Origin of the sequence: Saccharopolyspora shandongensis (assembly GCF_900106995.1) — a bacterium.
Lineage (GTDB): Bacteria > Actinomycetota > Actinomycetes > Mycobacteriales > Pseudonocardiaceae > Saccharopolyspora > Saccharopolyspora shandongensis.
This window is the reverse complement of record NZ_FNOK01000002.1, coordinates 300,180-322,592: the sequence shown is the minus strand read 5'-3', so window position 1 is coordinate 322,592 and position 22,413 is coordinate 300,180. Positions and strand designations below refer to the sequence as shown.

Genomic DNA, 22,413 nt, shown 5'->3' with positions numbered 1-22,413 from the left:
CCGGATGCTCTCGCTACGCGCCGCGTAGTGGCTCGACTCGACTCGGGGAAAATCGGTTTCACCGGCCCGGCATGCGTTGCTACGTTCTCCGGCATGGCTTGTCCCGCTGCTTGTGCCTTCTTCATCCGGTTGCGTTCCGCTTAGGCGGCGCCGGATCCGTTTTCGCGCCGCCGTCCGCGTCCGGGCTCTCGTTTCCCGACGCGCGGTTCGTCGTGCGGTGAAACCACGCTGACCTGCGCTCGCGAGGGCCCGGTTCCGACCGGTCCGCGAACGCAGGAGCTGCCAACATGCCTGTCCGCCGGAATTCGGCGCGCGATCGTGCGCGCCGCGAACTCGGCCAGAACTTCTTGATCGACCGCGGCGCCGCCCGCCGCATTGCCGATCTGCTCGATCCGTCGCCGGTTCCCGTGGTGGAGCTCGGCGCGGGACGCGGGGCCATCACCCGCGAATTGGTCCACACTGGACAGCCGATCACGGCAGTGGAGCTCGATCCGCACTGGGCCGATCAGCTCCGCGACGAGTGTCCTGGGGTCCGCGTGATCACGGGCGACATGCTCGAATTCCGCTTCCCCCGCGCGCCGCACGTGGTGGTCGGCAACCTCCCCTTCGGCATCACGACCGCGATGACGCGCCGGCTGCTGGGCACGCCGTGCTGGTCGGAGGCGGTGCTGCTGGTGCAGTGGGACGTCGCCCGGAAGCGAGCCGCGGGCGGCAACCAGCTCACCGCGCAGTGGTCGCCCTGGTACGAATTCCGGCTCTGCGGCAAGGTTTCCGCGCGTTCGTTCCGGCCGGTGCCGGCGGTCGACGGCGGCGTGCTGCGGATCCTGCGCCGGGCGGGTCCGCTGGTGCCCTTCGGCGAACACCGCCGCTACCAGCGGTTCGTCGAGGAGGTGTTCACCGGCCGCGGGCGGGGCCTGACCGAGATCGTCCGCAACGTCACGGGATGCCGGGTCCGCGGCCTGCCTGCGCTTCCCCGGGATCTCACGGCCGAAGGCTGGGCCCGCCTCTACCTCGAAACCACCTGACCGCAAGTGGGCCACGAGCGCTCGCGGGATGACGGTTTCGCGCGAAACCGTCATCCCCAGGCGTGGAGAACGCCGTTTTCGCGCGAAAACGGCGCACGATCACCGCCGGTCAGGCCTGCCGCCGCAGGAACTCTTCGAGGGTTTGCAGCCCCGGGTGCTGTTGGCGCAGGGCCGGGATGTCGGCCCGGTAGCCGCTCTCCTCGAACCACTCGAACATCCGGTCCCGCCCCTCGAACGGCCTCGGTTCGTAGCGGGTCGGGGTGCCGGTGACGCGCTGGATCGTCTCCGCGACCTGCTGCATGGTCGGCTCGTCACCGGCGATTTCGAGCTGCCGGCCGATGTAGCGCTGCGGGTCGTCCAACGCGGTGGCCGCGAAGTAGCCGATGTCGTCGGGGGCGATCATCTGCAGCGAAGTCGCCGGGGCCAGCGGCAGCGACAGGACCTGCTCGCCTGCATCGCCGGTGGTGCTGACCAGGTTGGTCATGAAGAACACCGGGCGCAGCACGGTGGCGGGCACACCGATGCGCCGGATGTGCTCCTCGACGGCGAACTTGCTCTCGAAGTGCGCGATGCCGGAGTCGCGCTCGGCGCCGCCGACCGAGCTGTAGACCAGGTGCGAGACACCTGTCTCCAGCGCGACGTCGGCCACGGTCGTGCCCTGGCGGACTTCGGCGGCCAAGCCGGCCTCGTCCCACGCCAGGGCCTGCACGCTGTACACCGCGTCCGCCCCGGCCATCGCCGCGCGCAGGGAATCGGCGTCGTCCAGGTTGCCCTGGACCAGCACCGCGCCCGCATCCCGCAGCGCGCGGGCTGCGGGCTTCTCCGGGTCGCGCACCAGCGCGCGCACCGTCCAGCCGCGCGCCAGCAGGTGGCGGGCGGTCGCGCCGCCCTGGTTTCCGGTGGCACCGGTGACGAGAGCCGTCCGGTCGTCGGTCATGGGAACACCTTCCGTCGTAGCCACGCGAACACCGCCATCCTCGAACTTCGACCTTACTCGAGCCCAATTCGATGTGACGCAATGCACAACATGTGATCGCCGGGGGGGTGGCCGGGCGCCGGGTCGGGGGCAGGGCGCCCGGCCACCATGCGGTCCGGCGAGGGGAGGGAGTTCGCCGGACCATGTCTCGGTCAGATGCGCAGGCGCGCAAGGGTTTCGGTGTTCAGGCAGTGCCGCCCGGCGGACTCCGCTTCCCGTTGTCGCTCAGCCTCGACCTCGTCGATCAACTGCCACACGTTGAGCGCGCCATCGCCCGCACCGGCGTGCTGCGCACGCGGAGCGCGGACCAGCAGCATGCTCGCGATCAGCACGTTGACCAGAACCAGAGTGCTCACCTGAAGCCAGAACATCGTTGTCTCCTCATCGCCATAGGTTGCGTTTGTGCTGGTCAGGACCCGTGCGTACTTTGTGTCGCCATAGCAGCAAAAAGTGCTCACGGGCCGGTGGCCCACCGGGCGCTGATGCGCCGCCAGCAGTCCATACAGGTGTCCTCGCTGACCCACTCCAGCTCCCGCGGCAGCCGCTGCACCTGCCACGCCCCCACCTCCACACCGCAAAACGACATCACCGACGCATACGGCTCCGCCCGCTTCGCGGCCACACCGAACGCATGCCGCCCAACCCCCACCGGCCGCCAAAACCAGTCCACACCAGCCTTTTCGAACATCCCCGCCTCCTGGTGCCATTTACTTGATGTGGTGCAGGCACCACTATCCCGAAGCTGTCACCTTGTGTGCAATCACACTTACGGACGGTGAGGATCTCTCTCTAGGATCTGGTGCATGCCTGGCACCAGTAGCGGGAGTCCCAGGGCCCGCGCCCTGGGAGCAGAACTCAGAGAAGCGCGTCAGCGACAGAACCTCTCAGTGCGCGAGCTCGCTCGACGACTTGGAACATCGCACACGCTGATATCGCGCTACGAGACCGGCGCAAGGCTCCCGAGACCAGAGGATGTGGCGAGCATCCTGCAAGAACTTGGTGTCACGGGCGAGAATAGAGAACGCGCGCTGGATCTAGCCCGACAGGCAGGCGACCCGAACTGGTTGGCCCTGGGAAACTCCGGGAGCGGTCGTCCGCTGGCGAGTTACATCGATTTCGAGCGAAGTGCCACGGAGATCATTGACGTCGCGCCGCTGCTGATTCCAGGTTTGCTGCAGACCGCCGACTACGCACGGGTGGCCATGACGGGCAGTCGCTCCGGGGAGGCCGAGACCAGGCTGATGCTTCGGTTGGCTCGGCGCGAGATTCTCACCCGCCGCAATCCCGTGAAGCTACATGCCCTGATCTGCGAAGACGCATTGCGCCGCCCGTTCGGCGGCCAGCAGGTTCAGCACGAGCAACTGCTGCATCTCGGCACGATGGCAGAAATGGCCAATGTGGACATCCAGGTGCTTCCGGCGCGGGAGACGCTGTGGAACGCGTCCTTGGTCGGTCCGTTCGTGTACCTGAGCTTCCCGAAGGCACTTCCCATCGTCCATCTGGAGCACTACAGGTCTTCTGTCTTCTTGTACGACAAGAAGTTGGTCGCGGACTACCAACGCGCGGCCGATGAACTGCGAGAACAAGCGCTGAGCTCTGACGCGTCGTTGCAGCTGATCAAAGCACTGGCCGCTGAGATTGGAGAGACCCGCTGATGCTGGAAGCTGAGATGACATGGCGGAAGTCCAGCCGCTCTGGACCTGACACCAACTGCGTCGAAGTCGGGTGGCGAAAGTCGACCCACTCTCAAGGGCAAGGCACGTGCGTCGAGGTCGGCCTCGGGGTCGACGCCGTTGGGGTGCGGGACACGAAAGACCGGGACGGTGGGCACTTAGCCGTGCCGGTGCCGAGCTGGCACCGGTTCATCGGCGCCGTCAAAGGCGGCACCTTCGACCGATAGCGGGGTGGCGAGGGACACCGTTGACCGACTATGGAGCCCGCCCCGCTGCGCTGCGGGTCGACCACCGAGCGTCGCGATCGGCGCCCGGGAAAGACCAGGTCCTTCATCTGCGGAACCCGAGGCCTCTACCCTGCGTCCTAGGCTTGGCAGTTGATCGGCGGCTGAGAGGTTGCGGACGTGTACATCGAGGAAACCGGCGCGGGAGACGGTGACATCAAGGTCACCGTCGAAGGCGAGGAGTACACCGCCGAGGCCAACTACGACCTCGACGGCGATGGCATCGACGAGACGGTCGCCGTGATGACCGACGACGGCTACGTCGCATACATCGACGATGACGGCGACGGCCAGGCCGACGTCATGCAGTCGATCAACAGCGACGGCGTGGTCGTCGAGCAGGCCCGCTTCGACGCGGAGACCGGCGCGTGGACCGGCGAGGCGCCCCAGCAGCACCCGGGCGGCGCCGACCCGGAGGACCAGCAGCACGGCCAGTCGATGGTCATCGACACCCCGCAGGGCGACATGCAGGTCGGCCCGGCCACCGAGGACACCAACCAGGACGGCATCGCCGACACCGCGGTCGTGGAGACCGAGGCCGGCGGCACCATGCTGGTCACCGACGTCGACGGCGACGGGTCCGCCGACCAGGTCGTGGAGATCAGCCAGACCGGCGACGTGACGATCTCGCACCACACCGGCGACGGCCAGTGGACCGTGGTCGAGCAGGGCAAGATGACCGACGACGGCCAGTACGCCCCGAACCAGGCGACCGGCGCGACCGACGACGCGGCCTGGACCTTCGACGACGCGGCCCAGCCGCACGCGGCCAACGTCGACACGCACAGCGGCGCGGGCGGTGGCGGCGCGGGCGGTAGTGCCGGTGGCGGCGCGGGCGGTAGTGCCGGTGGCGGCGCGGGCGGCGGCCTGCGTGGCAAGGCCGACTCCGACGAGGTCTGGGGCTGACCGCTCGACGCGATTCCCACCCCGCCCGATGCGCATCGGGCGGGGTTTTTCACATCCGCGCCGGGGAGCAACCGCCATTCGGTCGATGCCTGCGCGTAACCCGGTGTTCGCGAACACGTCCGGTTCGCCGGAAATTCTGGATCCAAGCGATCCCGGGACGGCGAGATTTTCGTCCAGACCACTACTCAGGTCGCTTCTGAATCGATTCCCTTATCGTTCTTGTGAGAGAACGAACATGGCTGATCTCCATTGCGCGCCCGATCCGCCGTTAGCCTCGGTGCATCCCTTTTTCACTTCGCCCGGTCTTCGGGGCGGGCGAAGCTTTCCCTGTAAAGGCCGACGGGACCCCGTCGGCGAATCCGGGCTGTGGCGCCCAGTCAGGAGACGCGGAGCGATGACCGCATTGACCATCCCAGGTCTCGACCAGGCACCGACCACGCACGAGCGCCTGTTGTCGTGGGTGCGCGAGGTCGCCGAGCTGACCACACCCGACCAGGTGGTGTGGTGCGACGGTTCGCAGCAGGAATGGCAGCGGATGACCGATCGCCTCGTCGAGGCGGGCACCTTCACCCGCCTGGCGAACAAGCCGAACTCGTTCTACGCGGCTTCGGACCCGTCGGACGTGGCGCGCGTCGAAGAGCGCACCTACATCTGCTCGGTCGAGGAGAAGGACGCCGGGGTCACCAACAACTGGATGGACCCCAACCAGATGAAGGCGACCATGACGGAGCTCTACCGGGGCTGCATGCGTGGTCGCACCATGTACGTGATCCCGTTCTGCATGGGCCCGCTGGACGCCGAGCCGCCGAAGCTGGGCGTGGAGATCACCGACTCCGAGTACGTCGTGGTGTCGATGCAGATCATGACCCGGATGGGCGCGAAGGTCCTGGAGCGGCTGGGCGAGGACGGCGACTTCGTACCCGCGCTGCACTCCGTGGGTGCGCCGCTGGAGCCGGGGCAGCAGGACGTGCCGTGGCCGTGCAACGACACCAAGTACATCACCCACTTCCCCGAAGAGCGGATGATCTGGAGCTTCGGCTCCGGCTACGGCGGAAACGCGCTGCTGGGCAAGAAGTGCTACTCGCTGCGCATCGCCTCGGCGATGGCCCGCGACGAGGGCTGGCTGGCCGAGCACATGCTGATCCTGAAGCTGATCTCGCCGGAGGACAAGGTCTACTACGTCGCGGCCGCGTTCCCGTCGGCCTGCGGCAAGACCAACCTCGCGATGCTGCGGCCCACCATCCCGGGCTGGAAGGTCGAGACCCTCGGTGACGACATCGCGTGGATGCGCTTCGGCGAGGACGGTCGCCTGTACGCGGTGAACCCGGAGGCCGGCTTCTTCGGCGTCGCGCCGGGCACCAACTGGAACACGAACCCGCACGCGATGGAGACCATCGAGAAGGGCAACTCGCTGTTCACCAACGTGGCCCTCACCGACGACGGCGACGTCTGGTGGGAGGACATGGAGGGCGACCCGCAGCACCTCACCGACTGGAAGGGCCGCGACTGGACCCCGGACAACGGGGAGAACGCCGCGCACCCGAACTCGCGCTACTGCACGCCGATGTCGCAGTGCCCGATCCTGGCGCCGGAGTGGGACGACCCGAACGGCGTGCCGATCTCGGCGATCCTCTTCGGCGGCCGCCGCAAGACCACGGTCCCGCTGGTGAACGAGGCGTTCGACTGGCAGCACGGCGTGTTCATGGGCGCCACCCTGTCCTCGGAGAAGACCGCCGCGGCGGCCGGCAAGGTCGGCGACGTGCGGCGCGACCCGATGGCGATGCTGCCGTTCATCGGCTACAACGTCGGCGACTACTTCCAGCACTGGGTGAACGTCGGCAAGTCCGCCGACGCCACCAAGCTGCCGCGGATCTTCTACGTGAACTGGTTCCGCCGCGGCGAGGACAAGCGCTTCCTGTGGCCCGGGTTCGGCGAGAACTCGCGCGTGCTCAAGTGGATCGTGGACCGGCTGGAGGGCAACGCCGCCGCCGCCGACACCGCGATCGGCCGGGTGCCGTCGGCCGAGGAGCTCGACCTGACCGGGCTGGACACGCCGAAGGCCGACGTCGACGAGGCGCTGAAGGTCGACGCCGAGGAGTGGAAGGCGGAGCTGCCGCTCATCGAGGAGTGGTTCGACACCATCGGCGAATCGCTGCCGAGCTCGATGCGCGATGAGCTGGAGGCCCTGAAACAGCGTCTCGGTCACTGACCGAGCGACCCCCGGACGGGTGGATTAGCGAAGCGACGTGGGAAGCTCCGCGTCCACCCGTCCGGCGCGGAGCTCCAGCTCGGTGTGCGCATACGTGCGGCGTTTCCCCAAGAGAGTTGAAACTCTTTCGGGGAAACGCCGTTTTCGTTTGTCCGGCGGGTGGATCTACGCAGCTCGGGGGAGCAGATTCGGGGATTCCAAACGATCAGCAACCCGACGGACACTGTCTGCGTCCCAGTGACTACCGCCGAAAACGGCGCGCCGATAAGAGGGGGTGTGTCATGGCTGATCTGGCCATGCTGGCGTTGTCCCTGATCGCGGTCGCTGCGGTGTTCATTTCGCTGCGCAGGGAGGACGACGAGATAGACGAGCAGTCGGAGGCCGGTGAGATCGACCGGCTGCACCGGGACACGGTTCCCATCCGGAGGAGGCCACAACTGCGATGAGTGCAAGGCGTCTCAACGGCCCGCGGGCGGCGAGCGGATCCAGTCCACTCACCGCCCGCGAGCTTTTTGCGCGGCGTTTCCCAGCTCAGCCGAGCACGTCGGACAGTCGATCGAGCTCGTCCAGCAGGCTTCGGCCGCTGGATTCGAGGCTGCGCATCCCCGCCGGCTCCGGCGCCGGCACGCCCTGGCAGGTCAGATCGCGCCCGGGCACCACGCCGTCGAGCAGGTACGCCGTCGTCGCGTCGTCCACGCAGGCGTTGCCGATGCCGAAGACCCCGTGGTCACCTTCGCCGCGGACCGTGATCATCCGCGAGCCCTGGAACTTCCGGTGCGCGAGCTCCGCGCCTTCCCACGCCGTCGCCGGGTCGTTCTCCGACTGGAGCATCAGCACCGGCGGGAGGCCCTTGCCCGTGGGCTTCGGCAGGTTCACGTCCGGGCGCTCCCAGAACAGGCACGGCTGCACGATCGTGTAGTAGCCCATGGTCGGGAACAGCCGCCCCTCGACACCGGACTGCGCCACCACCGACTCCGGGGAGCCCCGGAACTTCGTGTCGTTGCAGCGGATCGAGTAGAGGGTCGCCGTCTGGCTGTCGACGGGGTCGGCCGCCTGCATCGGCATGACGCGGGCCCGCGCCTGCGCGAGCACCGGAGCCGCCTCGCCCGCGCCTTCCCGCAGCGCCGCGAGCGTGGCGCCGAGCCTGGGGAACGAGAACTTCGAGTACATGCTCTGAATCACCACGACGTCCAGCGCGTTGTGGTCGACCGGCGGGCCGTCCGGCGACGGCAGCGGATCCGCTTTCAGGGCCGCGCGCAGTTCGTCCACAGTGGCCTGGACCTGCTGCGGATCGGTGCCCAGGTGGTAGTCCGCGTCGTGCGCGGCCAGCCAGGGCAGCACGTCCTCGCGCCAGCGGCGCTCGAAGGCCATCGGCTGCCAGCCGAACACCTCCTGCCAGCTGCCGGTGAACTCGGCGTTCGAGTCGAGCACCACCTTGTCCACCGACTGCGGGATGTAGGTGGCCAGGTAGGCGCCGAGCCAGGTGCCGCCCGAGACGCCGTACCAGTTGATCTTCTCGCGCTGCTCGACCTGGCGGAGCAGGTCGAAGTCGGCCACCGTCTGCTCGGTGGTGACGTAGCGGCCGAGCTCACCGCTGCGCTCCTGGCAGCCGGCGGCGAGCTGCTGGCTCACGTCCATCAGCACCTTGATGCTCTCCGGGCTGCGGTCCTTGACGTCCGTCCCGGCCACCGCATCCATCGGTCCACAGGAGACGGTGCTGCTGTTGCCGGTGCCGCGCACGTCGATGCCGTAGACGTCGAAGGCGTTCATCACCTCCGGGATGCCCATGTTGAGCATCGCCAGCGGCATGCCGAGGCCCGCGCCGCCGGGGCCGCCGGGGTTGGTGAACAGCGCGCGGTCGCGGGGGCCGTCGGCGGGCGACAGCCGGGTGACCGCGATGCTGATTTCCTTGCCGTTGTCCGGGTTGTGCCAGTCCATCGGCGCGGTCATGGCGCCGCACTGGAGGCGCTCGGATCCCGGTGGCAGGTCCGGCGGGAGTTCGGGCGGGAAGCACGGTGCCCACTGGATTCGCTGTGCCGCGAATTTCGCCGGCACCTCGAACGGCGGCTGGGGTGGCGCCTGCTGGGCCAGGGCCGGCTGAGCGGCGACCAGCAGCACCCCCAGTGCTGCGGTAACTCCTAACGCGCGCAAGGATTTTCGCATCGGGTCCCCTCTCACGTTGCGCTCACTTGAAGTTGCAAGATCATTCGATCAGGTGAACACGAGAGCGGGGTACTGTCGTTCGTCGAAACTATCCGTGACAAATGTCAGGAGCTTTCGGCCCGAGGAGTGCAATTCCCCGAGATGCGTTCCCCCGATGAATGTCGATTTCTCGAGAAATCGCCCAAGCCCGCGAATGGTGATCCAGATCGCATGAGGGTTTTTCGTCCTGGTCGGATACCGCAGCCGCGGCGTCTGACCTGCGCCTGCGTGCGCGCCGTCGCCAAGCACCGTCAGGCGCTTTCGGGTCCACCCTCGCAACTGGCACCGCCGCGGGTTCACGGAGCCCACCCCTCTGGGGTTCCTCCGGCGAGGACGGCCCTGACGCCGTGTATTGGCATACATAAGTCAGGGCACCCACAGCCAGGCGGGCGCTGTAACTCCCGCAGGGGGCCGCCACCCGCACCGCCACGCAGAACGAGGTTGGACACCCACCTACGAGGAACTCGAGAAGCTGCCCGCCCAGGCCAGCAGCGCGTCGGGATCGGTGGGACAACTCCGGCAGCGGCGGCAGCAAGGACCGGCGGACGTTCGACAAGCTCGGCGACCTGATCCAGGAAGCCCTGCTGCCGCCGGATCTGGCCGCGGCGGTGTACCAGGCGGCGGCGAAGATCCCCGGCGTGGAGCTGGGCGGCCAGGCGCAGGACGCCGAGGGCCGCACCGGGCTGGTGGTGAGCTTCCTCGACGCGGACGCCGGCATGCGCAAGCAGTGGATCTTCGATCCGCAGACCCTGGATTACCTGGGGAAGCGGACCGTGCTCGCCGAGGACGGCAGCCTGGGCGCGGCCGGGGCGCTCGTGGAGACGAAGGCCGTGCTGGAGCGGGGCGTGGTCGACGGGATCGGGCAGGTTCCGGGCGGGCGGTAGCGGCGCCGTGGCGGCGGTTTCGCGCGAAACCGCCGCCACTCCGCAAGAGGAACGCCGCTTTCGCGCGAAAACGTCACCTCTCCCCACGAGGAACGGCGGTTTCGCGCGAAAACGGCGCGGCGCCACTCTCTACCGCAACGGGATCTGGGCACCGGGCTCTGGACAAAATATGTAGACCGGTCTAGTTTTTTCGCATGGTGATCGAGAGCGACAGGACCATCGGGGCACCGGACGCGGTCGTGCTCGGCGCGACCGGATTCATCGGCCGGTGGACCGTGCTGCACCTGCTGGACCAGGGCCGCGCGATCGCGGCCGTCCTCCGGGATCGCAGCAGGCACGGGACGAGCCGGGAAGCGGAGTTGCGCGGGTGGCTGCGCGATCGCGGCGCGGCCGCCGACCGGCTCGTGGTCGTCGCCGGCGATCTCACCGGCGGTCCCGGCCTGGGGCTCAGCGCGGCCGACGACGAGCGGCTCGCCGGCGTGCAGGACGTCTTCAACACCGCCGCCCTCTACCGGTTCGGGCTGCAGCGCGAGGAGGCCAGGGCGGTCAACGTCGAGGGCGCCCTCAACGTGCTGCGCTGGGCCGCTACCCGCCGCGATCTGCGCAGGCTGATCCACGTGTCGGGCTACCGGGTGGGGCTGGACCGGCAGGCGCGCTATCCCCTCCCCGAGGCCGAACTCGCGGCGCTCTACCGGGGCAAGGGCGCCTACGAGGGCTCCAAGTTGGAGGCGGATGCGGCCGTGCGGGTCGTCGCCGCCGAGCGGGGAGTCCCGCTGACGGTGGTGAATCCCAGCAGCGTGATCGGCCACTCGACCACCGGCGAGGCCGGTCAGTACATCGGCCTGGCCGAACTGGTCCGCCAGCTGTGGACCGGGCGGCTGCCCGCGCTCCCCGGCACCGCGCGCACGTTCCTCCCCGTCGTGACCGTGGACCACTTCGCGAAGTTCATGGCCGCCGTTCCCGAGCACGACCCGGAGCCCGGCGACCGGCACTGGGTGCTCGACGCGGACACCCCGGACCTGCCCGACGTGGTGCGGATGCTCGCCGACCACCTGGGCGTGCGCGCGCCGCGGACCCGCGTGCCGGTGTCCCTGGTCCGCCGCCTCCCGACCGCGCTGACCGGCGCCGACCCGGAAACGCTGGACTTCCTGGTCGAGGACCGCTACGACACCGCTTCGGCGGATCGGGTCGCCGAGGCCGCCGGACTCCGGCAGCCGCCCGTCGGGACCGCGCTGCGCCGCTGGGCGGACCGGCTCGTGGCCGACCGGTTCGGCGCGACTTCCGCCGTGCTGCCCGGCGGTTTCCACGACGTGGCAGGCTCCCGGACCTACCTCGCCGGCGACCGGACCTCGCCCGATTTCGTGCTCCTGCACGGGCTTCCGCTCGACGGCGAGTCCTGGCGGGGCGTGCTCGGCGAGCTGGGTGACGTGCGCGCCCTGGTCGCCGACCTGCCGGGCCTCGGCCGTTCGGCGCCGACCGGGGCCACGCCGCTGGACTGGCTCGCGGACCTGCTGGCACCCGTGCGAACCCGGCCCGTGATCGTCGCCCACTCGGCGGCCACCGCGCCTGCGCTGCGCTTCGCCGCCGCGCATCCCGACCGCATCGCGGGCGTGCTCCTGGTTTCACCCTACTTCCTCCAGGCCGAAGCCTCGAAGCTGCTCCGCGCGCTCGCCGCGCCGCTGCTCAAGCGCATCTCAGTCCCGCGCCTCACGGCTGCGCTCCTCGGCGACGCTCCGCCCGCCGAAGCCCGCCAGGCCGTCGCGAGCGCCGCGGCCCAGCTGCGTCGGCCCGCCGTCGCCCGCCGCACCGCCAGCTGGCTCAGAACCGCGAACCAACCCGCCGAACGCGCCGCCCTCCGCACGCTCCTCGGCGACACTGCGGTCCACATCGTTGCCGGACAACAGGATCCGCTGCTCGACGACCCGGGATCGGCCACCGTCACCACCATCCCCGGCGCCGGGCACAACCCGCAGCTCACCCACCCCGCCGCGGTCGCCGCGGTCATGCGGCGGATCAGCGCTTGATGGCTCCCGCGAGGTTGAAGGCGCCGCCGAGGGTTCGGCCGACGATCAGGTACAGCGCGATCACCGGGGCCGTGTAGAGGATCGAGTAGGCCGCCAGCTGGCCGTAGGCGATCAGCCCGCCCTGGCCGAAGAAGGTGAACACGCCCACCGACGCGGGCTGCTTCGCCGGGTCCAGCAGCAGGACGAACGGCACGAAGAAGTTGCCCCACGCGGTGATGAACGTGAAGATCGCGACCACCGCGACGCCGGGCACGATCAGCGGCAGCACCACCGCACGCAGGGCTTGCATCGCCGACGCGCCGTCCACCCACGCCGCCTCTTCCAGCGCGATCGGGACGCCGTCCATGAAGTTCTTCGTCATCCAGATCGCGATCGGCAGCGATGTCGCCGCCAGGAACAGGGTGGTGCCGAACATCGAGTCGATCAGCTCCAGCCGCACGAACATGCTGTACACCGGGACCATCACCGCGGTCATCGGCAGGCCGGAGGCGAACAGCACGACGTACAGGAAGGGCCGCCGGAACCGCAGCTGGTAGCGCGACAGCGGGTAGGCGCACAGCACCGCGGCGACCACCGAGATCAGCGCGGCGCCGCCGCTCATCAGCAGTCCGTTCCACAGTGGACGAATGCTGGTCTCCCAGTCGAGCACCTGGCCGAAGTTGTCGAGGGTGAGCGCGGCGGGCAGCTGCGCCGCCAGCGGCGCGTCGGCGTCGAACGCGGCCGTGACCAGCCACAGCAGCGGAGCCAGGAACGCCAGGGCGATGGCCGCGAGCACCAGGTTGACCGCGGTGGACACCGAGCGCCGCCGGGCGGAGGTCACCGAGACCATCACACCTCCTCCCGGAGGCTCTTGGCGTACACGACCGCGAACAGGCCGCCGATCAGCAGCAGCACCAGGGAGATCGCGGCGCCGTAACCGATCTCGTCGAACTCGAACGCCGAGTCGTACATCAGCAGCGGCAGCGTCTGCGTCGCGGCGCCCGGGCCGCCGGCGGTCAGCACGTAGATCAGCGTGAACAGCCCGATCGTCTGCAGCGTGATGAGCATCAGGTTGGTCAGCACCGAACGCCGGATGATCGGCAGCGTGACGTGCCAGAACCGGCGGAACACCCCGGCGCCGTCGACCTCCGCGGCCTCCACCAGGTCGGTCGGCACCTCCGACAGCGACGCCTGGTACACCAGCATCGAGAACGCGGTGCCCCGCCAGACGTTGCCCAGGATCACCGCGACCATCGGCGCGCTGTAGAGCCAATCCTGCGCGCCGAAGCCGAGGCCGGTGAGCAGCCGGTTCAGCGTGCCGTCGGAGTTCAGGAACGCGTACACGGCGAAGGCCGCGACGAGTTCCGGCAGCACCCACGCCGACACCACGACGGTGCCGACCGCGCTGCGCACCCAGCGACTCCGGTGCTGCGTCAGCACGGCTATGAGCATGCCCAGGCAGTTCTGCCCGATGACCGCCGAACCCACCGTGAAGACCACCGTCAGCCAGGCCGAATGCCACAGCGCCGGATCGGTGAGCAGCCGCCGGAAGTTCTCCAGCCCGACGAACTCCGGCGCGGTCGCCGCGGCCCCGGTCAGCGCCGCGTTGGTGAGCGAGACGTAGCCGCTCCACAGGATCGGGCCGGCGACGAACAGGCCGAGCAGCAGCAAAGCGGGCGCCATCGGCACCAGCCAGCGCCCCACCCGCGCCGCCATCAGCCCGGCCGGGTGTTCGCCGGCTGCACGATGCGCGACACCTGCTGCGCCCAGCCGTCGGCGACCTCGGCGGGCGGCGTGCCCGCCACCACGTCGAGCACCGACTGCTGGATCGCCTCGGAGACCTTCGGGTACTCCGGCAGCGCGGGCCGGTAGTGCGTGTTGTCCAGCAGGCCGATCCAGAACGGGTTGAGCGGGTTGGCGCCGACCACCCGCGGATCGGCGGCGGCGTCCGCGCGTGCCGGCAGGTTGCCACTGGCCGCCGCGTAGTCCACGACGTTGTCCTTGGTCATCGCCTGCTTGATGAACTCGAACGCGTCGTCCTGCTTGCGGCTGGACGAGCTGATCGCCAGCGTCCAGCCGCCGGAGAGGGTGACCGTGCCCGGCGGCTGCCCGTTGCGGGTGGGCATCGGCGTCGCCGCCATCGTCCGGCTCCAGTCCTGCCAACCGGAATCCGCCCAGTTCCCGGAGGCGAAGCTGCCGTCCAGCCGGATCGCGACCTTGCCCTCGCGGGTCAGGTCATCGCGGAACACCTTGTCGTACTGGGCATCGGCGATCTGCGCCTTGCTCTGCGTCAGGCCCTCGGCCAGCGCGGTGGACAGGAATCCCATCGCGTCGGCGAAACCGCTGCTCGGCGCGATCCACTTCTGCTGCCGGTCGTCGTAGAGGGTGCCGGTTTCGGTGCCGTACAACAGCATTTCGACGGTCTGCATGCTCACCGACTCGCCCTCGGCCTTGCCCAGGGCGAGATCCAGGGCGATGGCGTCCGGGCGGTGCTGCTTGACCTGCCGGGCGGCGGCGAGCACGTCGTCCCAGGTCCGGGGCCGCCAGTCGGCGGGCAGGCCGACCGCGGCGAACAACTCGCGGTTGTACCAGAGGCCGCGGGTGTCGGTGTCCAGCGGAACGCCGTAGGTCTTGCCGTCCTGCGCCCGGCCCGCCTGCTTGGTGGTGTCGATGTAGCCATCCCAGTCGGGCCACTGCGCGAGCCGGTCGTCCAGCGGCGCCAGGTATCCGGCCGCTACGTCGGAGTTCACGTTGAAGCTGTCCTCGTAGAGCACGTCCGGCGCGGTGGACGGCGAGCGCATCCGCAGCTGCAGCTTCGACAGGTACTCGCTCTCCGGAGCGACCACCGGATCCAGCTTCACGACCTTGCCCGGATGCGCCTGCTCGTACTGCTGCTTGACCCGCTGCATCCACTGGTCGACCTGCAACGTGTTGCCGTACCGGTGGTAGGCGACGCTGATCGTGTTCGGGTCGTCGGCCGCGCCGCCGCACGCGGCCAGCGCGAAAACCAGGGTTGTGGTGATGAACGCGGACTTCGCCTTGCTCCGACGCATCGCGGCCTCCCGCCGACAGTGGTTGCGCCTGACCTGAGATCCGGATCACACTCTGGGCAAGATAATTCCATTCGATGGAACAAGTCAACGATCTTGCGGCCCCGGACGAGGAGCGTCGATGGCGAAAGCGTCTTGGCAGGGCACGAATCTTCCGCGGGTGGGCGGGTTCAACCGCGCGGTCGTGCTCGACGCGATCCGCCAGCACGGCGAGGTCAGCCGCGTGGAGCTGGCGCGGCGCACCGGGCTGACCGCGCAGACGATGTCCAACATCGTGCGCGCGCTGATCGACGACGGACTGGTCACCGAGAACGGCCACGCGCCGTCCACCGGGGGAAAGCGCCGGGTGCTGCTGAAGGTCGTGCCGGACGCGTACTCGGCGGTCGGCCTGCACCTCGATCCGGAGCGGATCACCGGCGTCCTGCTGGACCTGGCGGGCGGCGTGCGGATGCGCAGCCGCCGCCGCGTGCCCGACGATGCCTCGCCCGAGGCGGTCGGGGCGGCGCTGGCCCGCACCTGCCACCAGCTGGTGCGGCGCTCCGGCATCGCCGACGACCGGGTGCTCGGCGTCGGGCTCGCCGTGCCCGGCCCGCTGGACGCGGCGAACCGGCGGGTGCTCGCGCCACCGAACCTGACCGGATGGGCGGAGGTTCCGCTCGCCGACATCGTCGAGCAGCGCGCCGGGCAGCCGGTGGTGATGGACAACGACGCGACTGCCGCGGCGATCGGCGAGCGGTGGGCCGGCCGCGCGGACCGCGCGGGCTCGTTCGTCTACGTCTACCTGGGTTCCGGGGTCGGAATCGGCGTGGTGCTGGGCGATCAGGTGCATCGCGGGGTCAGCAACAACGCCGGCGAGATCGGCCACGTGCACAGCGGCGGCGGGCGCGAATGCCATTGCGGCAGAAAGGGATGCTTGGAGGCGTACTGCTCGATGCGCGCGATCGTCGCCGACTGGCGGGCGGCGACCCGGGAGGAGCCGAACGGGGAACCGGTCGCGGCGACCTACGAGCGCCTGTGCCGCTCGGCGGCCGACGGCGACGCCACGGCGACCCGGGTGCTGCGCGTGGCGGCAACCCGGTTGGGCCAAGCGTTGGCATCGGTGGTGAGCGTGCTGGACGTCGACCGCGTGGTGCTCGGCGGGCCCGCGCTCCGGCATGTGGCGGATCTGGTGCGGGCCCGCGTGGCGAAGGTGGTCGACGCGCAGGTGTGGGCGCCGAAGGTGCGGCCGGTGCGCGTCGAGACGGCGCTGATCGGCGACGACGCCGGAGCGGTGGGCGCGGCGTCGCTGGTGCTCGACCACGCCTACTCGCCGCGCCTGACCACCCTCCTCGGCTCCTGACCGACCCCCGGACCCAGCGGCGAACCACTTGACGCCCGCAATTTCAATGGAAATCGGACCTTCAATTTCAATGGAACTTGCGGACCGTCGGCGTGTCGCACCCCGACACGCCGACGCCTGTGGACAACTCTCGCAACTTCAATGGAAATCGGAGCTCTGATTTCCAACTAGAACTTCTTGAACATGTCGCCGTACTGGTTGTCCCAGACCGACTGCTTCTTGGTGCCCGGGTAGCAGTGGTAGCTCACGTCGTTGGAACCGCCGCTGAAGTTGCCCGACACCTGGTAGCGGACGCCATCGACGCTCTGCGCCGGATTGGCGCCCTCGTAGATCGATCCGTCCGGGCGCCTGAAGCCGTCGTGGCTGATCTTGTCGAGATCCTTGCTCGCCTTGTCGTCCGCCTTCGCGGCGTCCTGGTAGCGGTCGTTCGCAGCCTTGTACTCGGCGTAGGACTTCTCGCCCTTCCGGAGGTCCTCCCAGGCCTGATCCCGCTCCCGCTTCGCCTCGAAGCGAGCGTCGGCGGTGCCCCCGTCCTTGTAGGCCTCCAGCTTCTCCTGGCGCTTGAGGTCCGCGATCTCCGCGGCGTTCTTGCCGAAGTAGTCCTTGTGCGCCTGATCGCCGACGTTCTCCGGGAACTTGTTGGCGCCGGAATTGCTGACGTTCTTGTTGTCCATCCCGGTGATGTGGGTGGTCTGGTGCTTGTTCTGGTGGGCTTCGACCTCGACGTTGTACTTCTTGCCGTTCACGTCGTAGGTCCCCACGGGCTTCTGCTCGAGCGCCTTGGGCTCCGGCCGGTTCGTGTTGCTGCCGCCCTGGTTCGAAGGGCCTTGCCCGTTGTTCCCGGTCTCCGGCGTGTTCGGGGCCCCGTGCTTGCGCCCGGTCTTGTCCTTCGACCCCGCGGTGGCCCCCTGGCCCTGCCCGCCCTTCCCGCCGCCGCCCTTCTTCGGCATCAGCCCCAGCGGGTCCTTGGCGCTGTGCGGGTTGCCGACGTAGGCGACGGGGTTCGGGGCCGGGGTGAGTCCCAGCGGGTCCTGGCTGAGGTAACGACCGGTGGCCGGGTTGTAGTAGCGGTAGACGTTGTAGTTCAGGCCGCTTTCGCGGTCGGCGTACTGGCCGGGGAACCGCAGCGGCGTGCCGGCGGCGGCCGGCGGAGCAGGCAAATCCCTGCCCCACAGGCTGTTCCGGCCGTGCCAGGTGAGCATTCCGCTGGGATCGACCAGATCGGTCGCCGTCCCCACCTGGTCGGTGATGACCGAGTGGAACCGCTCCTGCGCGCCGCGCTCGAGCTGGGCGACGGGCGCGTCGTCGTCCGGATGATGCGCCCAGGTCGTCACCGTGCGGCGGCCGTTGGGATCGGTGTGCACCTGCTCGATCAGCGTCCCGCCGTCCCAGACGAAGTCGGTCTGCTCGGCCACCGTGGACAGGTCGGGCGCGAGTCGCTGCTTGGCGATCCGCCGCCCGACCGGGTCGTACCGGTACCGCCAGACGACGCCCTCCGGGGTCGTCACCGCGACCAGCCGGTCGTAGGAATCCCACGCATAGCGCCAATTCCGGCCGGTGTTGTCGGCGCGGAGGACCAGCCTGCCCTGCGCGTCGTGCTGGAAGGTGACCGCCCCCGCGGCGATCAGGCTGTTGCCCGCATAGCGCCGCGGACCGGTCTCGGCGTCGTTGAGGCCGTTGGACGCGACGACGTTCCCCGAGCCGTCGTACCGGTAGCTCTCCCGCCGGTCCGGTGCGATGACTTCGACCACCCGGCCGGACGGGTCGATCTGGTAGCGAATGCTCCCGGAGAGCCCGTCGTCGGTGCCGATCAGCTTGCCGTCGGGCCGGTAGGCGAACCGTCGCCGCAGCACGGGCTGGCCCGAGCGTCCCGTGACCGCCTGCGAGGTGAGCCGCTGCTCGCCGTCGTACGACTGCACCAGGGTCACCGCGCCGTCGATGGCGCGGTTGATCTGCTGACCGGCGGCGTCGTAGCCGAAGTTCAGCGAATGCCCGGCGAAGGACAGGCCGGTCGCCCGGCCGGCTGCGTCGTAGTTCCAGGCACTGGCCACCCCGGACGGAGTCTGCCGCCGGATCACGCCGTTCTCGCTGTCGTAGGCGAACGTGACCGACCGGCCGTTGATGGTCTCCGCGGTGATCCGCCCCTGGTCGTCCCGCTCGAACTCGAGGACGGCGTCGTCGTTGGTCGCCCGGGTCAGGTGGCCGACCGGTGAATAGGCGTACTTGGTGACGCCCGAGGGCGCCCGCCACTCGACCAGGTTGCCGAGCGCGTCGTAGACGTATTCGGTCTCCTCGCCCGCGCCGTTGACCGAGCGCACGAGCTGTCCCGCCGGGTCGTAGGCGTAGCGCAGCACCCGGCCGTCGAAATCGCGTTCCTCGAGCACCCTGCCCGCGAGGTCGTAGACGTAGCGCCAGGTCTGGCCCTGCGGATTCGTGACGGAGGTCAGCCTCCGCTCGGTGTCGTAGGTGCGCGTGGTGCGCGCCCCGGTCTGGTCGACGCTGGCCAGCTCGACCTCGAACGGGCCGTACTCGGTGGCGGTCACGCCGCCCACCTCGTCGATCTGCGCGATCTGGTTGCCCTCGGGGTCGTAGCGCCATTGCACCCTGTTGCCCAGCGAGTCGACGCGCCAGGAACGGCGGCCTTCCACGGTCCAGCCGAGCTGGACCCGCCCGCCACCCGGCGTCGTCGTCTCCCGGGGGCGTCCGAACAGGTCCAGCAGCCGGGGATCGGGCTCGGTGAGTTCCGGTTCGGTGGTCTCGGCGCGTCCGGATCGGATGCTCTCGACGCTGAGTTGCGGTGCTACGCCGACCTTTCCGCCGAACGGGTCCAACGCCTCGCCGTCGTAGGCACGCGCCCAGGTGCGCTCACCGTCCTTCACCTCGATCGAGGAGACGGTGCCGTCCTCGGCGAGGTACAGCCGGACGGTGCTTCCGTCCGGGCGCGTGATCCACCGCGGCTTGCCCAGGCTGTCGTACTGGTAGTACGTGGTCCGGCCCAGCGGGTCGGTCCGGTCGAGCAACCGGTCGTAGCGATCCCACGTCGACAGCGTGGTGTTGCCGAGCGCGTCGGACTCCCGCACGAGCTGCTTTGCGTCGTTGAACTCGAATTCCTTGACCCCGCCCAGGGAATCGGTGTACCGGGTGATCGACCCGTCGTAGGTGAAGGTGGAGTCGAAGAAGCCCTTGTCGCCCACCGTCCGGACGCAGCGGCCGTGCTCGTCGTAGATGTAGCGGAACCAGAACCCGTTGCGGTCCTGCCACTCCGTGAGCCTGCCCGCGCTGTCGTACTGGAACAGCAGCGCCTTGCCCGAGGAGTTGACCACCTCGGCCAGGCGGCCCTTGGCGTCGTAGCCGTACCGCATCACCAGCACGTCGAGGTCGCGTTCCGGGTCGACCACGCGGAGCGCGGTGATTCGCTCGTGCTCGCTGTCGATCTCCACCCGGTACCCGTCGGAATGCTGGATCGCCTTGGGCGGGCCGAACCGGCGGTGCTCGACGTCGAGCCGGCGACCGTCCTCGTCCTCGACCGACAGCAACGGCAGCACCAGGTCGCGCCCGGCCGGCGGGCCGAATCGGAGGATCTGGTTCAGCTGCGTGTTCTCCAGGCTGTAGCCGCCGTCCTCGTCCAGGTGCAACGGCCACCGCGGGCCTTCGACCGGCAGCACCGGGGCTTCCGCCGACGGCAGCGGGTAGACCAGGATCATCCCGTCCGGGGAGAAGTAGCAGACGTTCTCCGCGTCGACCTCCAGCCGCTGGTCCAGCGTCGAGGCCCACGACTGGCCGAACCACCGCCCCGCCCGGTACGACGAGACGTACATCCGCTGCAGCACCAGGCTCAGCGGGCCCTGGATCTCCAGGTCCTTCTCGGTCATCACCATGTGACCGGTGGCGAGGTCGACCGGCTCGGAGCCCCCGGTGCAGATGTCCTCACCCTTGACCGACCGGTCCCTGGGGTTGTCCGGCTTGTTGCTGGAACCATCCGGCTTGTTGTTCGACCGCGTCGAAGCCGGGGAGGTGCCGCTCGGCGGCGGGCCCATTTCCGGCCCCGACCTCGTTGGCGGGCCGTCGTTCGGCGACGACTTCGGCGGCGGGCCGTCGGGGCTGCTCTTCGTCGGCGGGCCGTCGCTGGACGTCGATGACGTCGAGGCCGGGCCGTCGTTCGGAGACGACTTGGGGGGCGGGCCGTCGGGGCTGCTCTTCGTCGGGGGACCGTCGCTGGACGTCGACTTGGTCGGCGCCGGGCCCTTCGGGCCCGGGGCCGAACCGTCGCCGGACTTGATCTTCTTCAGGGCGTCCTTGGCGTCGCCGAAGGAGCTGCCGAGCTTCTTCAGCATCGGGGCCAGGGCCTTGATCGCCTTGACCAGCTTCGTGGTGATGTCGGCGATCCGGGCCGCGACCTTGGCGACCTCCGCGACCACCTGCGGCACCACCCAGGCCATCGCGATGCCCAGCGTGGCCAGCACCTGCAACGCCCAGCTCACCAGGTGGCCGACGAGCTCGGCGATGATGTCGCGCACCAGCGTCCGCACCATCGCGACGACCTCGCCCGCCGTGCCGATGCCGCTCGACGCGCCGTCGGCCGCCGCCTGCGCGGCCGCGATCAGGTTGGCGGTGTCCTCGCTGCGCTTCCGGTAGGCATCACCGGCCTCGCCGATCCAGCTCCCCGTGTCGTTGTTGACCAGGTTGGTCATCTCGGTGCCGATCTCGCCCAGCTCCGCCGAGATGTTCTTCCACGTCTCCGAGTGCGCCTTGATCTCGTCCGGATCGCCGGTCAGTGCGTCCAGCGCGTCCGAGACCGGGCCGACGTGCTCCATCAGCCAGCCCACGCCGGCGGCGAGGATCGAGCCGAACGGATCCATCGCCATGCCCAGCGCGTCCAGGCCGGTGCCCACCGCCCCCATGACGCCCGACGCCCAGTCCCCGGACTCGATCGCCTTCTTCGTGTCGTTGACCGACTCCAGGATCGGCACACCGCTGAACGACTGCGTCGAGTCCTCGCGCTGGGCAACCAACGGATTCGTCACGACATCACCCCAGGTAACAGGAAACGGGAAGGAAAGGGCGGGAGGTCAGTCCCGCAGCGGATCGAAGTCGGGGCCGAACTCGTCGTCGTCGTCCTCGAAGCGGGGCCGCTTCGGCGGCGCGGCGGGCGGCGTCGGCCCGGCCGCCGGCGGCGTCGGCGGCGCGACGGGCGGCGGTTTCGGGGCTTCCTCGTCGTCCGGGGCTTCCCACTTCGACGAGGTTTCCGACGGTTCGGGTTCCGGGTCCTCGGGCTGCTCGGGGAACCGTTCGCGCAGGTTGTCCAGCATCATCGTGCGCGTCTGGATGTCCTCGTCGCCGAGGTGGGCGGCCATCGTCTCGCCGACCTTCCCGGCGATGTCGGACTGCGCCCGGTGCATCGTGGACAGGACCTGCGCGGCCAGCTCGGACGGCGCCATCGTGCGGACCTTGTCGGTGAACTCCAGGTCCGTCACGCTGCCGTCGGCGCGGACCGTCACCTTGATGCGGCCGTCCGGGCTGGCTGCGGTCAGCCGCAGCTGCTCGGTCTCCGCCTGCATCTCCTGGTAGCGCCGCGCCTTGTCGGCGAAGCCCTGCGCCCACTGCTGGATCTGCCGCTCGGCCTCGTCGGGGTCGGCCCCGATCGCGGCGAACCCACCTCGGCTTTCGCCCGGCATTGCACAACCTCCAAAGAACTACTACTCCGCGGTCTGCCTGCTGCGCTGAGCCGCCGACCACTGCGTCGGAGCGACCACCGTTTCGCCCTCAGTCACGCTGAAAAGGTGTCGGCGCTTGCCGAGCCACCGTCTCGCCCTCAGCCATGCTGAAAGGCGCCGGCGCCTGCCGAGCCACCGTCTCACCCTC

18 protein-coding genes are annotated in these 22,413 nt (G+C 69.4%); 9 read left to right on the top strand and 9 right to left on the bottom strand.

The features are described 5' to 3' along the window. Nucleotides 1-287 precede the first annotated feature (287 nt). A complete protein-coding gene (erm, locus tag BLW84_RS03195) occupies nt 288-1,025 on the top strand; it encodes a 23S ribosomal RNA methyltransferase Erm (protein WP_093261013.1) in 738 nt (245 codons plus the stop codon). 109 nt (nt 1,026-1,134) lie between these two features. Here the strand turns inward: erm and BLW84_RS03190 are convergent, their stop codons facing one another. From BLW84_RS03190 to BLW84_RS03180, 3 genes are all read right to left on the bottom strand, one after another. Then, nucleotides 1,135-1,962, bottom strand: a complete 828-nt coding sequence (locus BLW84_RS03190) for an NmrA/HSCARG family protein (protein ID WP_093261011.1) — start codon at nt 1,960-1,962, stop codon at nt 1,135-1,137. 191 nt (nt 1,963-2,153) lie between these two features. Then, nucleotides 2,154-2,372 carry a hypothetical protein gene (locus BLW84_RS03185; protein ID WP_093261009.1) on the bottom strand — a complete coding sequence of 73 codons (219 nt, stop codon included), beginning with the start codon at nt 2,370-2,372 and terminating at the stop codon, nt 2,154-2,156. An 83-nt stretch (nt 2,373-2,455) separates the two neighbouring features. Next, nucleotides 2,456-2,689 (bottom strand): hypothetical protein, encoded by a 234-nt coding sequence (locus BLW84_RS03180; protein WP_093261007.1) that lies wholly within the window; start codon nt 2,687-2,689, stop codon nt 2,456-2,458. A gap of 115 nt (nt 2,690-2,804) precedes the next feature. Between BLW84_RS03180 and BLW84_RS03175 the strand changes: the two genes are divergently transcribed. The 5 genes from BLW84_RS03175 to BLW84_RS47205 all read left to right on the top strand — a co-directional run bounded on the left by BLW84_RS03175 (nt 2,805) and on the right by BLW84_RS47205 (nt 7,519). Continuing rightward, nucleotides 2,805-3,656, top strand: a complete 852-nt coding sequence (locus tag BLW84_RS03175) for a helix-turn-helix domain-containing protein (RefSeq protein ID WP_093261005.1) — start codon at nt 2,805-2,807, stop codon at nt 3,654-3,656. Beyond that, a complete protein-coding gene (locus BLW84_RS03170) occupies nt 3,656-3,901 on the top strand; it encodes a DUF397 domain-containing protein (RefSeq protein WP_342743088.1) in 246 nt (81 codons plus the stop codon). Before BLW84_RS03175 ends, BLW84_RS03170 begins: the two co-directional genes overlap by 1 nt. 177 nt (nt 3,902-4,078) lie before the next feature. Further along, nucleotides 4,079-4,864, top strand: a complete 786-nt coding sequence (locus BLW84_RS03165; RefSeq protein WP_093261003.1) for a DUF6802 family protein — start codon at nt 4,079-4,081, stop codon at nt 4,862-4,864. Nucleotides 4,865-5,258: 394 nt separating this feature from the next. Next, nucleotides 5,259-7,073, top strand: a complete 1,815-nt coding sequence (locus BLW84_RS03160; protein ID WP_093261001.1) for a phosphoenolpyruvate carboxykinase (GTP) — start codon at nt 5,259-5,261, stop codon at nt 7,071-7,073. A 281-nt stretch (nt 7,074-7,354) separates the two neighbouring features. Beyond that, nucleotides 7,355-7,519, top strand: coding sequence for a hypothetical protein (locus tag BLW84_RS47205; protein ID WP_177226244.1), 165 nt, complete (start codon nt 7,355-7,357; stop codon nt 7,517-7,519). Between the two features lie 85 nt (nt 7,520-7,604). Here BLW84_RS47205 and BLW84_RS03155 read toward each other — a convergent pair whose 3' ends face one another. Further along, nucleotides 7,605-9,236 carry an alpha/beta hydrolase gene (locus BLW84_RS03155; RefSeq protein WP_093260999.1) on the bottom strand — a complete coding sequence of 544 codons (1,632 nt, stop codon included), beginning with the start codon at nt 9,234-9,236 and terminating at the stop codon, nt 7,605-7,607. A 647-nt stretch (nt 9,237-9,883) separates the two neighbouring features. Here BLW84_RS03155 and BLW84_RS03150 point away from each other — a divergent pair. Then, nucleotides 9,884-10,159, top strand: a complete 276-nt coding sequence (locus BLW84_RS03150) for a hypothetical protein (RefSeq protein ID WP_093260998.1) — start codon at nt 9,884-9,886, stop codon at nt 10,157-10,159. A gap of 194 nt (nt 10,160-10,353) precedes the next feature. Beyond that, nucleotides 10,354-12,183 carry an alpha/beta fold hydrolase gene (locus BLW84_RS03145; protein WP_093260996.1) on the top strand — a complete coding sequence of 610 codons (1,830 nt, stop codon included), beginning with the start codon at nt 10,354-10,356 and terminating at the stop codon, nt 12,181-12,183. Here BLW84_RS03145 and BLW84_RS03140 read toward each other — a convergent pair. Genes BLW84_RS03140 through BLW84_RS03130 form a run of 3 tightly spaced genes read right to left on the bottom strand, consistent with a single transcriptional unit; the run spans nt 12,173 to nt 15,215 of the window. After that, nucleotides 12,173-13,012, bottom strand: coding sequence for a carbohydrate ABC transporter permease (locus tag BLW84_RS03140; RefSeq protein ID WP_093260994.1), 840 nt, complete (start codon nt 13,010-13,012; stop codon nt 12,173-12,175). The genes BLW84_RS03145 and BLW84_RS03140 overlap by 11 nt on opposite strands. Further along, nucleotides 13,012-13,866, bottom strand: coding sequence for a carbohydrate ABC transporter permease (locus BLW84_RS03135; protein ID WP_245760894.1), 855 nt, complete (start codon nt 13,864-13,866; stop codon nt 13,012-13,014). The genes BLW84_RS03140 and BLW84_RS03135 overlap by 1 nt, the downstream gene beginning before the upstream one ends. 11 nt (nt 13,867-13,877) lie before the next feature. Continuing rightward, nucleotides 13,878-15,215 (bottom strand): extracellular solute-binding protein, encoded by a 1,338-nt coding sequence (locus BLW84_RS03130; RefSeq protein WP_093260991.1) that lies wholly within the window; start codon nt 15,213-15,215, stop codon nt 13,878-13,880. 118 nt (nt 15,216-15,333) lie between these two features. Here BLW84_RS03130 and BLW84_RS03125 point away from each other — a divergent pair, with 118 nt between their 5' ends. Further along, nucleotides 15,334-16,551 carry an ROK family transcriptional regulator gene (locus BLW84_RS03125; RefSeq protein WP_093260989.1) on the top strand — a complete coding sequence of 406 codons (1,218 nt, stop codon included), beginning with the start codon at nt 15,334-15,336 and terminating at the stop codon, nt 16,549-16,551. 167 nt (nt 16,552-16,718) lie between these two features. On the opposite strand, the gene BLW84_RS03120 is transcribed toward BLW84_RS03125, so the two are convergent. Together BLW84_RS03120 and BLW84_RS03115 are read right to left on the bottom strand one after the other, a co-directional pair. Continuing rightward, nucleotides 16,719-21,575 carry a DUF6531 domain-containing protein gene (locus tag BLW84_RS03120; protein WP_093260988.1) on the bottom strand — a complete coding sequence of 1,619 codons (4,857 nt, stop codon included), beginning with the start codon at nt 21,573-21,575 and terminating at the stop codon, nt 16,719-16,721. 45 nt (nt 21,576-21,620) lie between these two features. Continuing rightward, complete coding sequence (locus tag BLW84_RS03115; RefSeq protein ID WP_093260986.1) at nt 21,621-22,226, bottom strand: YbaB/EbfC family nucleoid-associated protein; 606 nt, start codon at nt 22,224-22,226, stop codon at nt 21,621-21,623. Nucleotides 22,227-22,413: the final 187 nt, after the last annotated feature.

Excerpts from the sequence above, each read along its gene's own strand:
- BLW84_RS03125 (WP_093260989.1), top strand. The coding sequence starts at position 15,334 with ATGGCGAAAGCGTCTTGGCAGGGCACGAATCTTCCGCGGGTGGGCGGG.
- BLW84_RS03175 (WP_093261005.1), top strand. The coding sequence starts at position 2,805 with ATGCCTGGCACCAGTAGCGGGAGTCCCAGGGCCCGCGCCCTGGGAGCA.
- BLW84_RS03140 (WP_093260994.1), bottom strand. The coding sequence starts at position 13,012 with ATGGTCTCGGTGACCTCCGCCCGGCGGCGCTCGGTGTCCACCGCGGTC.
- BLW84_RS03155 (WP_093260999.1), bottom strand. The coding sequence starts at position 9,236 with ATGCGAAAATCCTTGCGCGCGTTAGGAGTTACCGCAGCACTGGGGGTG.
- BLW84_RS03115 (WP_093260986.1), bottom strand. The coding sequence starts at position 22,226 with ATGCCGGGCGAAAGCCGAGGTGGGTTCGCCGCGATCGGGGCCGACCCC.
- BLW84_RS03170 (WP_342743088.1), top strand. The coding sequence starts at position 3,656 with ATGCTGGAAGCTGAGATGACATGGCGGAAGTCCAGCCGCTCTGGACCT.
- BLW84_RS03160 (WP_093261001.1), top strand. The coding sequence starts at position 5,259 with ATGACCGCATTGACCATCCCAGGTCTCGACCAGGCACCGACCACGCAC.
- erm (WP_093261013.1), top strand. The coding sequence starts at position 288 with ATGCCTGTCCGCCGGAATTCGGCGCGCGATCGTGCGCGCCGCGAACTC.
- BLW84_RS03145 (WP_093260996.1), top strand. The coding sequence starts at position 10,354 with ATGGTGATCGAGAGCGACAGGACCATCGGGGCACCGGACGCGGTCGTG.
- BLW84_RS03190 (WP_093261011.1), bottom strand. The coding sequence starts at position 1,962 with ATGACCGACGACCGGACGGCTCTCGTCACCGGTGCCACCGGAAACCAG.
- BLW84_RS47205 (WP_177226244.1), top strand. The coding sequence starts at position 7,355 with ATGGCTGATCTGGCCATGCTGGCGTTGTCCCTGATCGCGGTCGCTGCG.
- BLW84_RS03130 (WP_093260991.1), bottom strand. The coding sequence starts at position 15,215 with ATGCGTCGGAGCAAGGCGAAGTCCGCGTTCATCACCACAACCCTGGTT.
- BLW84_RS03185 (WP_093261009.1), bottom strand. The coding sequence starts at position 2,372 with ATGTTCTGGCTTCAGGTGAGCACTCTGGTTCTGGTCAACGTGCTGATC.
- BLW84_RS03180 (WP_093261007.1), bottom strand. The coding sequence starts at position 2,689 with ATGTTCGAAAAGGCTGGTGTGGACTGGTTTTGGCGGCCGGTGGGGGTT.